Genomic DNA, 12,233 nt, shown 5'->3' on the forward strand with positions numbered 1-12,233 from the left:
TCGGGCCAGGACCCGCTGTCTCGACGTATCCACCCCTCAACCCTGGTTCACGCGAGGAGCTCGGCCTGCACCGGGGCCGGGTAGCGCACGGTGAACCGCACGTCGCCGAGCAGCGCCTCCAGCTCGTGGGCGTGGCGCTCCAGCTCCGCCGCGGCCTCCGCACCGACGTCGGCGAGCAGCTTCGTCGCGATCACGCCGTCCCGGCGCTGCACCCAGCTCCCGACGATCCGCCCGTCGACCCACAGCATCGGCCCGCCGTTGCCGTTGCGGTCGAACAGGTGCGGCACGTGGTCCGGGTCGAGGTGGAACCCGCGCTGCTTCCACCCCATCGTCGACGGGTCGAGGCCGGGCAGGAGCCGGGCGGACGGCTCCTGCGGCGCCACCGGGTCGACGTCGTCGGGCAGCACCCAGCCCGGGCCCTCGTCGAGCTCCACCTCCACGGCCCCGACGTCGGCCAGCGCGGCCGTCGTCGTGGCGACCGTCCAGCCCGCCCACCACGCCAGGTCGGTGCGGGTGCCGGGCCCGAAGGCGCGCAGCCAGCGCCGGGCCAGGCCCGCCGCCGACTCCCGCACGTCGGCCTCGCCGAACCCGCCGGGCAGCCACCGGTCCGCCGCGGCCCAGCGGTACTGCCCGTTGATCCAGGTGCCCGTCGGGCGGGCCCGGATGACGCGCCCGGTGAACCCCAGCACCAGCAGGACGCGGGAGTGCGCGGCCTGCGTGGCGACGAACTTCCCCCCGCCGACCGTGAGGGGCCGGGCCAGCTCGGGCAGCCGCGCACCCACCTCGCGGGCGGTCAACGGGCCCTCCGCGGCGAGCAGCGCGTGCACCTGAGCGTCGGCGGCGGCGAGCCACGCCTCCGGGTCGGCGACGCCGCTCGCGCCGAGCGAGGCCAGCAGGTCGCGCCGCTGCACCCGCGCGACGGCCAGGGTGGCCCCGTGGTGGGCCAGCCGGGCGGTGTCGTGGCCGAACACCCACAGCGTGCGGCGCATCGCGTGGTGGCGGATCAGCGTGCGGTCGTCGTAGAGCGCGGCGGCGAGCGGCTCCAGCGCCGGGGTGCGCATCCGGGCCGCCACCGACAGGTACACCGTGACGGGATCGGTGGAGTGCAGCGCCACCAGGTCGTCGGCGATCGCGACGACGTCGTCGGTGCGGGCGGAGGGCACGTGCCGGTGCCGCAGCGCGAGGCGGGCGCGGCGCTCCGCGGCGCCGATGCGGCGTGCGGTCATCGCGCGACGCAGGTGACCGTGCCCGGCGCCACCTCGGTGAACCCGGCGTCGCGCACCGGCACCCCGGCCGGGTCGGTGACGAGCCGCGCCCACTGCGCTGGCCCCGCCTCGCGCACCGCGAACGCCGGCACCGCCGTGAGCCCGCGCGCCGCCGCGTACAGCATCGACGCGTGCCCGACCTGCGCCGCGGCCTTGCCGACCGTCATCTCCAGCGCCGCATTCACCCAGATCACCGGGCCGTCGGGGGGCGGGCCGGGCGCGTCGCGCTCCAGGTCGGTGCCGCCGATCTGCAGCCGCGCGAGCACCCGCGGGACGTCGTCGACGGGGCCGGGCAGCAGCGCGCGGACCTGCGCGTCCCCCACCGTCCACGTGACGCCCGGGAGGTCCTGCACCGCCGTCCAGTGCGCACCGCGGGCCCGGCGGGCGATCTTGCGGATCCGGCTCGCCACCCACGCCGACACGGACTCGTGCCACTCCCCGCCCGGCTCGGCGCGCGGGTCGAGGCACAGGGCGAGCGACGCGGCGGCGGCCGCCTCCAGCACCGGCGTCCGCGCGGCGGGCGGCTTCTCCAGCCGCAGCACCAGCGGCATCGCGCGCACCACCCCGTCTGGCTCCGGCGGGACGGCGACCCGCGGCCCGGTGAAGCGGCCCACCAGCGGCGCGAGTGCGGTCACGCGATCGGCACGCGGCGCGCGATGCCTTCCGCGGCGTCGGCCCGCTCGACGTCGTCGCGGGTGATGCCCAGCACGAACAGCACGACGTCGAGGTAGGGGTGGGACAGCGCGGTGTCGGCGACCTCGCGCAGCGCGGGCTTCGCGTTGAACGCGATGCCCAGCCCGGCCGTGGCCAGCATGTCGATGTCGTTGGCCCCGTCGCCGACGGCCACGCACTGCTCCAGCGGGACGCCGTGGGTCTCGGCAAAGCGGCGCAGCGCCACGGCCTTGCCCGGCCGGTCGACCACCTCGCCGACGACGCGGCCGGTGAGCCGCCCGTCGACGATCTCCAGCTCGTTGGCGGCGCAGAAGTCCAGTCCCAGCTCGTCGGCCAACCCGGAGATGACGGCCGTGAACCCGCCGGAGACCACGCCGCAGCGGTACCCCAGGCGCTTGAGCGTGCGGATCGTGGTGCGGGCGCCCGGCGTCAGCTCCAGCTCGGAGGCGACCTCGGCCAGCACCGACTCGGGCAGCCCCGCCAGCACCGCGACGCGGCGGCGCAGCGACTCGGTGAAGTCGAGCTCGCCCGCCATCGCGGCCTCGGTGACGGCCCGGACCTCGTCCTCGGCCCCGGCCCGCGCGGCGAGCATCTCGATGACCTCGCCCTGGATGAGCGTGGAGTCGACGTCGAACACGATCAGCCGCTTGCTGCGGCGCGCCAGCCCCGCCCGCTCGACGGCGACGTCGACGCCCGCGGCTCGCGCGACCTCGACCAGCTTCGTCCGCAGCGTGCCGGGCGGGTAGTCCTGCGAGCTCTGGCCGGGCACCGGGGAGACCATCAGCTCCAGGCCGGTGACCGGATAGTCGGCCACGCGGCGGATGGCGTCGATGTTGGCGCCCGCGTCGGCCAGTGCCTGCGCGATCGAGCCGAACGCCCGCGCGGAGATCGGCCGCCCGGTGACGACGACGACGTGCGTGGAGTGCCGCACCGACGGGTCGGCGCCGATCGAGGTCTGCACCTGCATCGAGATGCTCGCCATCGCCTGCTCGACGGCCTCCTGCAGCCCCTCGGGGTCGTGGTGCGCCGTGACCAGCGCCCCCAGCGTGAGCCGGCCGCGGATGACGACCTGCTCGACGTCGACCAGGTCGACCCCGTGCCGGGTCAGCGCGGCGAAGAGCACCGAGCTGACACCGGGCCGGTCGGGGCCGGTGACCGTGATGAGGACGCTGGTGTCGGCCACCGGTCTAGCGGGACTTCGGGTCGCCGTTCGGCTGCTCCTCGCGCCCGACGGCCTGGGTGAGCATCTCCGACGGCGCCGCCCTGCCCCCGACGTGGGCCTCCTCGCGGAAGCGCTCGACCAGGTGCGGGTAGTGCAGCTCGAACGCCGGGCGCTCGGAACGGATCCGCGGCAGCTCGGTGAAGTTGTGCCGCGGCGGCGGGCAGCTGGTGGCCCATTCCAGCGAGTTGCCGAAGCCCCACGGGTCGTCGACGGTGACGACGCGGCCGTAGCGGTAGCTCTTGAACACGTTCCAGATGAACGGCAGCGTCGAGGCGCCGAGGACGAACGCGCCCACCGAGGAGAACGAGTTGAGGAACGTGAACCCGTCCTGCGGCTGGTAGTCGACGTAGCGGCGCGGCATGCCCTCGTTGCCCACCCAGTGCTGCACGAGGAACGTCATGTGGAAGCCGACGAACGTGGTCCAGAAGTGGAACTTGCCCAGCGTCTCGTCCATCATCCGGCCGGTCATCTTCGGGAACCAGAAGTAGATGCCGGCGTAGGTGGCGAACACGATCGTGCCGAACAGCACGTAGTGGAAGTGCGCCACCACGAAGTAGGTGTCGGAGACGTGGAAGTCGATGGGCGGGCTGGCCAGCAGCACGCCTGTCAGGCCACCGAACAGGAACGTGGCGAGGAAGCCGACCGAGAACAGCATCGGCGTCTCGAACGTCAGCTTGCCCTTCCACATCGTGCCGATCCAGTTGACGAACTTGACGCCCGTCGGGATCGCGATGAGGAACGTGGTGAAGGAGAAGAAGGCCAGCAGCACCGCGCCGGTGGCGTACATGTGGTGCGCCCACACGGCGACCGAGAGGACCGCGATCGCGATCGTCGCGTAGATCAGGGTCTTGTAGCCGAAGACGGGCTTGCGGCTGAACACCGGGAAGATCTCCGAGACGATGCCGAAGAACGGCAGCGCCACGATGTAGACCTCCGGGTGGCCGAAGAACCAGAACAGGTGCTGGTAGAGGATCGTGCCGCCGTTGGCGGGGTCGAACACGTGCGCGCCGAGGTGGCGGTCGGCCAGCAGCCCGAACAGGGCGGCGGTCAGCACCGGGAACGCGATGAGGATGAGCAGCGCCGTCACGAAGATGTTCCACGTGAAGATCGGCATCCGGAACATCGTCATGCCGGGCGCGCGCATGCAGACGATCGTGGTGATGAAGTTGACGCCACCGAGGATCGTGCCGAGCCCGGAGACGATCAGGCCGACGATCCACAGGTCGCCACCGGCACCCGGGGAGTACGTGGCGTTGCTCAGCGGGGTGTAGGCGAACCAGCCGAAGTCGGCGGCGCCGCCCGGCGTGAGGAAGCCCGAGATGACCGTGAGGCCACCGAAGAGGAACAGCCAGTAGGAGAACGCGTTGAGCCGCGGGAACGCGACGTCGGGGGCGCCGATCTGCAGCGGCACGATGTAGTTCGCGAACCCGAAGAGGATCGGGGTGGCGTACAGCAGCAGCATGATCGTGCCGTGCATGGTGAACAGCTGGTTGTACTGCTCGCTGGACAGGAACTGCTGCCCGGGCACGGCCAGCTCACCGCGCATCAGCAGGGCCATCGCGCCACCGGCCAGGAAGAAGCCGAACGACGTGACCATGTACAGGATCGCGATGTCCTTGGGGTCCGTCGTCCTGAGCATCTTCAGGAACGTGGAACCCTTGCCGGTACGGCGCGCCGGGTACGGGCGCGACGTGATCGGCTTGGGGGCGACGGCTGTCACGTGTTCACTCCCTGCGGTGGTCTGTTGAGCTCGGATCGGAGCTTAGCTCTACTCGCTGTCGAAGGCCCACCGGGCGTCGCACGGAACCTGTGACGACCGCCGCCGGGGGCGTCGTCCACCCGTTCGGAGGACACGCGGTGGCGCGGCCCGGCCGGGCGGCACATCATCTCGCCGCGTGAACATCGTGATCGGCCCGGCCCTCGCCGTGGCCATGGTGGTGGCCGTGCTGCTGGGTGCGGCGGTGGCCTGGGCGGCGCGACTGGGCACCTCGCGCGCCACGGTGACCGCCGCCCTGCGCGCCACGCTGCAGCTGGGCGTCGTCTCGCTGCTGATCGGCGGCATCGTCGGCTCGTTCGCGCTGAGCGCGCTGTTCGTGGCCGTGATGGTCGTGGTGGCGGCCCGCACCGCGGGACGGCGGATGACCGGCAGCGCCAGCGGCTGGTGGGCGGCGCTGCCGATCGCGGTCACCCCGCTCCCCGTGGTGGGGGCGCTCGTGCTGGCCGGGGTGGTGCCGCCGAACGGGATCTCGGTGATCCCCACGGCCGGCATCCTCATCGGCGGCACGATGACGGCCACCGCGCTGGCCGGGAAGCGCGCGCTGGACGAGCTGGAGGCCCGCCGCGGCGAGGTCGAGGCGGCGCTGTCGCTCGGGTTCGTCGCCAGGGACGCCGCGATCGAGATCGCCCGGCCGTCGGCGGCCTCGGCGCTGGTGCCGGTGACCGACCAGACCCGCACGGTGGGGCTCGTGACGCTGCCCGGCGCGTTCGTGGGCATGCTGCTCGGCGGGGCGTCCCCGGTCGAGGCGGGGGCGGTGCAGCTGCTCGTGCTGGTCCTGCTGCTCGCCGTGGAGACCGTCGCGGTGGCGCTGGCCGTGGAGCTGGTGTGCCGGGGCCGGATCCACCGCGACACCGAGCCCGCGGCGATCCGGACCGAACGGGCCCACCCCCGGGTGCTTCAGCGCAGCGGGAGGAACAGCTCCTCGAAGACCTCCGGCGCCGACGCCGGGTTGACCGGCGGGTCGACGATGTAGAACTCCGTGCCCATCCCGAGTGCGAACATCGGGTCCGGCATCGTCAGCAGGAAGTGGTCGGGCCCCATCTGGCTCGCGTGGGCCCGCATCGACGCGCGCTTCTGCTCCACGAAGTCGACGACGTCGACCCGGTGGGTGATCTCCGACTCCGACTTGCCCACGGTGTCCATGCCGGGGGGCGGGGTGAAGTCGGGGTTCTGCGCCTTCATGCCGCGCAGCATCCAGTCGCGGTTCATCGTGCCCTGGGCGACGACCGGCACCGCCGCGAGCTCCGCCGCCCGCTTCCCCACCCGGTGCACCTGGATGTGGTCGGGGTGGCCGTAGCCGCCGTTGTCGTCGTAGACGGTGAGGACGTCGGGCTCCTCCTCGTCGAGGATCACGGCGAGCAGCCGCGCCGCGTGCTCGACGTCGGCCTGCCAGAAGCAGTACGGCGCCTCGTTGCTGGGCTCGCCGATCATCCCCGAGTCGGTGTAGGGGAGGAACTCGACGCGCTTCGCGCCGATCACCGCCGCCGACGCGTAGCACTCCGCGGAGCGCCGCACCGGCAGCTGCTCCCCCGGCTCCAGCACGCCGGGGACGGGTTCGCCCAGCTCACCGCGGGTGGCGAAGACGAGCACCACCCGGTGCCCGGCCGCGGCGGCCCGGGCCAGGGTGCCGGCCGAGCCGATCGACTCGTCGTCCGGATGGGCGTGAAAGGAGACGATGGTTCCCACGCCGCCGAGCCTACGGGCCCGGCCCGACCGGAGGAGTACGACCGTCCGCCGTGCTGGTCGACCTGGCCCGCGACGCCGAGCGGCTCGGCTTCGGGACGGCGTGGCTGCCCGACCACGTCCTGCCGCCCGAGCCCTACGGCGACGTCTACGGCGGCGTGTACGAACCGCTGGTCGCGCTCTCGCACCTGGCCGCGGTGACCTCGACGATCCGGTTCGGCACCTCGGTGCTCGTGCTGCCGCTGCGCGACCCGTTCGTGCTCGCCAAGCAGGTCGCCACGCTGGACCGCTTCTCCGGCGGGCGCTTCTCCCTCGGCGTCGGCACCGGCTAGGCCGCCGCGGAGTTCGCCGCGGTCGGGTCCGACTTCGCCTCCCGCGGCACCCGCACCGACAAGGGCATCCGGCTGCTGCGCCGGCTGTTCGCCGGGGAGGTCGGCACCGGGGTCTTCGCGCCGGTCCCCGGGCCCGTCCCGATCGTCGTCGGCGGCACGTCGGACCGGGCGCTGCGGCGCGCGGCGGAGCTGGGTGACGAGTGGCAGGGCTTCGGGCTGGCGCCGGACGCGTTCGCGGAGCGCGTCGCGCGGCTGCGCGGGCTCACCGACCGCCCGGTCCGGGTGGGCACCCGGATCGAGTGGCGCGGTGGGGCCGCGGAGCTGGACCGCGCCGTGCACGACGTGGCCGCGTTCGCCGACGCCGGGGCGGACGCGGTGGCGGTCCACCTCGGCCCGCACGAGGGCACGGCCGGGCGGATGGCGGAGTTCGCCGCCCGGGTGCGGTGATCAGGCCAGGATCCGGGTCAGCGCCGGGGCGATCTCGGCCAGCCGCTTCACCACCTGTGCCCGGCCCCCGCCGCGGGTGGCCAGCGGGAACGCGGCCGCCTCCGCCTCCGGCCCGCCCAGCGGCACGAGGACGTGCAGCCGGTCGATGCCGCCCAGCGCCTCGGCCGGGTCGTCGCCCGCGGTGTGCAGGCAGTCCGACAGCAGCACGACGAACCGCTCGTCGGCCACCGCGGACGCCAGCTGCTTCGACGCCTCCCGCAGCCCGGCCGCGAGGTCGGTGGTGCCGTGGCCGCGCAGCGCGATGAGGTCCGAGAGCAGCTCCTCGGGCGGGCGCCGCACGCCCTGCGCCTGCAGCACCTTCACCCCCGCCCCGAACGCGAGCACGGACGGCTGCAGCTGCGGCGGCCCGTTCTCGTTGGCGACGACGACCCCGGCCGCGGCGACCGCGGCCAGCGCGACGGCGAGGCCCTTCATCGACCCCGAGATGTCGACGACCAGGCAGACCGCGCGCCGGTGCGCGGTCCAGGTGCGGGTGACCAGCTCCTCGGGCCGCCGTGACGCGGACGGGTCCCACGCCTCGAGCGTGCGGTCGAGGTCCAGATCGCCGTCCAGGCGGCGCGACGGGCCGAGCCGCCGCGTGCCCCGCGCCTTGGCCGGGCCGACCCGCCCGAGCCGGATGAACACCCGCCCGGCGAGCTTGCGCGCGGCCGCCCGCAGCGCCACGTCGGTGGCCACGGCCATGTCGGCGAGCAGCGCGGCCGCGCCCTCCGGGTCCTCGCCGGCGAGCCGGTCGAAGGCGTCGACGTCGAGCTCGCCCGGCTCGGGCGAGACCTCGTCGAAGGAGGGGTGGTTGGCCGCGATCTGCTGCCGCCCCTGGGTGCGTCCCGGCTGCTCCCGGCCCGGGCGCGACCGCTGCTGGAAGCCCGGGTTGTGGCCCGGGCTAGGTGCTTTTCCCTCGGCGTCCGGGGACTCCGGGGAGTCGGTCTCCGGGGCGTCGGGTTCCTCCGACGGCCAGTGCGCCTCGAGCAGCTCGTCGATCACCGACTCCGCGGTGCGGTCCACGCCGTCGACGATCCGGATGCGGCCCGACAGCGCGGCGTAGGCGGCGTCGCGCGCGGTCTCCCGCGACGGCTCCGCCTCCTTACGCAGGTCGGCCAGCCCGGTCAGGACCAGGGACAGGTCGATCGCGCCGCGCACCGAGCTGCCCATCCGGACGTCGCGGTGCTCGCGGGTGGCGCGGGTCAGGGTGACCGACAGGTCGACCCACTTCCCGCTCAGCCCGCTGACCGACGACGTGATCGCCCGCTCCCCGTCGAGGTCCTGGTAGCCCAGCACGACGCGGCACATGCGGTCGGCGATGGCCTGGCTGACCCGCGCGGTGCCGACGGCGTCGAACGGGTTCATCGCGGCGATCAGCCGGAAGTCCTTGCCCGCGTGCACGGTGCCCAGGCGCGGGACCGCGATCTCGCCCTCGGTCAGCACGGTGATGAGGACGTTGAGCGTCTCCTCGGGCACGCGGTTGAGCTCCTCCATGTAGAGGAGCCCGCCGGTGCGCATGGCCGTGATCAGCGGGCCGTCGACGAAGGAGTCGGGCTGGTAGCCGGTGGCGAGCACCTGCGACGGGTCGAACTGGCCGACCAGGCGCGCGGGCGTCAGCTCGGCGTTGCCCTCGACGAACACGACCTCCTGCCCGGTGTCGCGGGCGATCGAGCGCAGCAGCGTCGACTTGCCGGTGCCCGGCGGTCCTTCGATGACGGCGTGCCGGCCGGTGACGAGCGCGACGGTGAGCACCTCGCGCTCGCGGCGCAGGCCGACGACAGGGGTGGGCGTGGTCACGGTGGTCCTTTCGGGGGCACACGCGAACGGCACCCCCGTGGGGGTGCCGTCCACGTGTCAGGGAGAGGGCGCGTCGGTCAGCTGTAGACGATGACGCCCTTCTGGTTCGTGCCCGCGTGCATGGCCTCGTAGCCGGTGCCGATCTGGTCGAGGCTGTAGGTCGTGGTGATGACCTCGTCGAGCTTCAGCACACCGGCGCGGTAGAGCTCCACCTGGCGCAGGATGTCCCAGTTGGGGTTCGACTCGCCGAACAGCGAGCCCTGGATGCGCTTCTGGAACAGGGTGATGTCGGCCAGCGAGACCGGCAGCCCCGTGGTGTCGGCGATGTTGCCCAGCGCGGTGACGACGACGGTGCCCGCCTTGCGGATCGACGCCATGGCCTGCCCGACGTACTCCGGCTTGATGACGCCGACGGTGATGATCGCCGAGTCGGCACCCTGGCCGTTGGTGAACTGCTTGGCCAGCTCGGTGGCCTCCTCCATCGTCTCGACGCCGTGGGTGGCGCCGAGCTGGGTGGCGTTCTCGCGCTTGAGGGCGACCGGGTCGACCGCGATGATGTTGGCCGCGCCCGCGTGGGCCGCCCCCTGTACCGCGTTGATGCCGACGCCGCCGATGCCCATGACGATGACGGTGTGGCCGGGCTGGACCTGCGCGGAGTTGACCGCGGCGCCCCAGCCGGTGCCGACGTTGCAGCCGAGCAGGCAGACCTTGTCCAGCGGCAGGTCGGAGTCGACCTTGACCACGGAGTCGGCGGAGACGGTGGTGGTCTCCACGAACGTCGAGATGCCGCACATCTGGCCGACCGGGGTGTCGGTGCCGGCGAGCTTCAGGCGGAAGTCGGTCGGGTCCTCCCAGCGCGAGCCGGCGAGCAGCCCGGCGCCCAGGTCGCAGAGGTTCTGCTGGCCCGATGCGCACCAGCGGCAGTGGCCGCAGGAGGGCAGGAACGAGAAGACGACGTGGTCGCCCTCCTTGATGCCCTTGTGGTTCGGCGGGGCGGCGGTGACGATGCCGGCGCCCTCGTGGCCGCCGGCGAACGGGTAGACGCCGACCGGGATGTCGCCGGTCGCGACGTGGTCGTCGGAGTGGCACAGGCCGGAGGCCACGAGCTTGACCTGGACCTCACCGGGACGGGGGTCGTCCACCTCGAGGTCGACGACCTCGTACTTGCCGGGGGCCTGACGGACGATCGCTCCGCGGGTCTGCATGTGTTCTCCCTTGAACAGTCGGGGGTTCGGTAGCCGCAATGCGGCGCGCCACCACGGTTCATAGCAGGGTGCGCATGTCTTGGGAAGGTCTACGAAAGCGTTGACGGCCGGTCGCCCGCCAGTAGAGTCCGGTGACCTCGAACACGGAGCGCCACCACCATGACGGAATCGTTCAACGCCGCCACGTTTCTGACGGAGGACCGCGTCGCCGCGGGGGACGCCGACCGCGTCGCGATCCACCATCCGGGCGGGTCCCTCACCTACCTGCAGCTGACCGAGGAGGTCCGGCGGGTCGCCGCCGGGCTGGTCGCGATCGGGGTCCGCCCCGAGGAGCGCGTCCTGCTGGCGATGGTCGACGACGTCGAGCTCGCGACCGGCATCCTCGCCGCGATGTACGTCGGCGCGGTCGCCGTGCCGTCGTCGACGATGCTGACCGGGCCGGAGCTGGCCAAGCTCGTCGTCGACTCGCGCGCCCGCGTGCTGCTGGGCAGCGGCGAGTTCGCCGCCGCCGTCACCACTGCCGCGACCGGCGCCCCCGACCTGCACCACCTCGTGCTCACCGGCGAGTCCGCGCCGGACGTCCCCGGGGTCACCACGCTGACCTGGGACGAGCTGCGCACCGCCGAACCCCTCGACGCCGCCTACCCCACCTGGGACGAGTCGCCCGCGCTGTGGCTCTACACCTCCGGCACGACCGGCACGCCCAAGGGCGCGATGCACCGGCACGCCGACATCCGGTTCGTCTGCGACACCTACGCGCGCGAGGTGCTGCGGATCGGGCCCTCCGACGTCTGCCTGTCGGGGGCGAAGCTGTTCTTCGCCTACGGCATCGGCAACTCGCTGTTCTTCCCGCTCTCGGTCGGCGCGGCCGCCGTGCTGGAGCCGGCCCGGCCGAACCCGGTGCGCTTCGGCGAGCTCACCGAGCGGTACGGCGTCACCCTGTTCTTCGGCGGGCCCAGCTTCTGGGGACCCCTGATGGCCGCCGACCTCCCGCGGGAGCGGTTCGCGACGGTCCGCAACGGCGTCTCCGCGGGCGAGGCCCTGCCGGCGCGGATGTTCCACGGCGTCCGCGACCAGTACGGCTTCGAGATCCTCGACGGCATCGGCTCCACCGAGGCGCTGCACATCTTCATCTCCAACGTCGCGGGCGCGGTCGTGCCCGGCAGCTCCGGGTTCCCCGTGCCCGGCTACCGCGTGGAGCTGCGCCGCGACGACGGCACGGTGATCGACGGCCCCGACGAGCCGGGGATGCTCTACGTCGCGGGCGACTCGATCTGCACCGGCTACTGGTGCCGCACCGAGGTCAACCGCCGGGTGTTCCAGGGCGAGTGGATGCGCACCGGCGACCAGTACGTCCGCGGCGCCGACGGCAGCTACACCTGCCTGGGCCGCGCCGACGACGTGCTCAAGGTCGGCGGCATCTGGGTCAGCCCGGCGGAGGTGGAGACCCGGCTGCTGGAGCACCCCTCGCTGGCCGAGGCCGTCGTGGTCGGGGTGCCGGACAGCGACGGGCTCGACAAGCCGGTGGCCTACGTCGTCCCGAAGCCGGGTGCGGTCGTCGACGCCGACGAGGTGATCGCGTTCTGCCGCGCCGGGCTGGCGGCGTTCAAGCGGCCGCGGCTCGTCGTCGAGGTCGCCGAGCTGCCGCGCACCGCGACGGGCAAGATCCAGCGCTTCCGGCTGCGCGAGCTGGCCGCGGCCACCGTCGCCCCGGCCCCGCAGGCCGTCACCGACGTGGCCGAGGCGCAGGGCTGAACGTTCTACACCGATGGCGCGTAGCGGTCGAGTCTTGTA

10 protein-coding genes and 1 pseudogene are annotated in these 12,233 nt (G+C 73.4%); 4 read left to right on the forward strand and 7 right to left on the reverse strand.

Going from position 1 to position 12,233, the window contains the following annotated elements; translation table 11 throughout:
• Nucleotides 1-47: 47 nt before the first annotated feature.
• Genes H6H00_RS02500 through ctaD form a run of 4 tightly spaced genes read right to left on the reverse strand, consistent with a single transcriptional unit; the run spans nt 48 to nt 4,879 of the window.
• Nucleotides 48-1,226: a winged helix DNA-binding domain-containing protein gene (locus tag H6H00_RS02500; RefSeq protein ID WP_185719764.1), complete on the reverse strand. Its 1,179-nt coding sequence runs from the start codon at nt 1,224-1,226 to the stop codon at nt 48-50.
• On the reverse strand, nt 1,223-1,900 hold the full coding sequence (locus H6H00_RS02505; RefSeq protein WP_185719765.1) for a peptidyl-tRNA hydrolase: 678 nt from the start codon (nt 1,898-1,900) through the stop codon (nt 1,223-1,225). The genes H6H00_RS02500 and H6H00_RS02505 overlap by 4 nt, the downstream gene beginning before the upstream one ends.
• A complete protein-coding gene (gene serB / locus H6H00_RS02510; protein WP_185719766.1) occupies nt 1,897-3,120 on the reverse strand; it encodes a phosphoserine phosphatase SerB in 1,224 nt (407 codons plus the stop codon). The genes H6H00_RS02505 and serB overlap by 4 nt, the downstream gene beginning before the upstream one ends.
• A 4-nt stretch (nt 3,121-3,124) precedes the next feature.
• A complete protein-coding gene (ctaD, locus tag H6H00_RS02515; RefSeq protein ID WP_185719767.1) occupies nt 3,125-4,879 on the reverse strand; it encodes an aa3-type cytochrome oxidase subunit I in 1,755 nt (584 codons plus the stop codon).
• A 175-nt stretch (nt 4,880-5,054) separates the two neighbouring features.
• On the opposite strand from ctaD, the gene H6H00_RS02520 reads away from it, so the two are divergent.
• On the forward strand, nt 5,055-5,909 hold the full coding sequence (locus tag H6H00_RS02520) for an ABC transporter permease (RefSeq protein WP_344735049.1): 855 nt from the start codon (nt 5,055-5,057) through the stop codon (nt 5,907-5,909).
• Here H6H00_RS02520 and H6H00_RS02525 read toward each other — a convergent pair.
• Nucleotides 5,834-6,622, reverse strand: coding sequence for a PIG-L family deacetylase (locus H6H00_RS02525; RefSeq protein ID WP_185719768.1), 789 nt, complete (start codon nt 6,620-6,622; stop codon nt 5,834-5,836). The two genes, H6H00_RS02520 and H6H00_RS02525, sit on opposite strands and share 76 nt — an antisense overlap.
• 50 nt (nt 6,623-6,672) lie before the next feature.
• Between H6H00_RS02525 and H6H00_RS02530 the strand changes: the two are divergent.
• Nucleotides 6,673-7,203, forward strand: a pseudogene (locus tag H6H00_RS02530) (LLM class flavin-dependent oxidoreductase); the annotation flags it as partial.
• Between the two features lie 30 nt (nt 7,204-7,233).
• A complete protein-coding gene (locus tag H6H00_RS32105; protein WP_255425903.1) occupies nt 7,234-7,398 on the forward strand; it encodes a hypothetical protein in 165 nt (54 codons plus the stop codon).
• Here the strand turns inward: H6H00_RS32105 and H6H00_RS02535 are convergent, their stop codons facing one another.
• Together H6H00_RS02535 and H6H00_RS02540 are read right to left on the reverse strand one after the other, a co-directional pair.
• On the reverse strand, nt 7,399-9,234 hold the full coding sequence (locus tag H6H00_RS02535; protein WP_255425540.1) for an AAA family ATPase: 1,836 nt from the start codon (nt 9,232-9,234) through the stop codon (nt 7,399-7,401).
• Between the two features lie 77 nt (nt 9,235-9,311).
• A complete protein-coding gene (locus tag H6H00_RS02540) occupies nt 9,312-10,439 on the reverse strand; it encodes an NDMA-dependent alcohol dehydrogenase (protein ID WP_185719770.1) in 1,128 nt (375 codons plus the stop codon).
• Nucleotides 10,440-10,598: 159 nt separating this feature from the next.
• Here H6H00_RS02540 and H6H00_RS02545 point away from each other — a divergent pair, with 159 nt between their 5' ends.
• On the forward strand, nt 10,599-12,194 hold the full coding sequence (locus tag H6H00_RS02545; RefSeq protein WP_185719771.1) for a benzoate-CoA ligase family protein: 1,596 nt from the start codon (nt 10,599-10,601) through the stop codon (nt 12,192-12,194).
• The last annotated feature ends 39 nt before the right edge of the window (nt 12,195-12,233 follow it).

Origin of the sequence: Pseudonocardia petroleophila (assembly GCF_014235185.1) — a bacterium.
GTDB lineage: Bacteria > Actinomycetota > Actinomycetes > Mycobacteriales > Pseudonocardiaceae > Pseudonocardia > Pseudonocardia petroleophila.

Excerpts from the sequence above, each read along its gene's own strand:
- H6H00_RS02545 (WP_185719771.1), top strand. The coding sequence starts at position 10,599 with ATGACGGAATCGTTCAACGCCGCCACGTTTCTGACGGAGGACCGCGTC.
- H6H00_RS02500 (WP_185719764.1), bottom strand. The coding sequence starts at position 1,226 with ATGACCGCACGCCGCATCGGCGCCGCGGAGCGCCGCGCCCGCCTCGCG.
- H6H00_RS02540 (WP_185719770.1), bottom strand. The coding sequence starts at position 10,439 with ATGCAGACCCGCGGAGCGATCGTCCGTCAGGCCCCCGGCAAGTACGAG.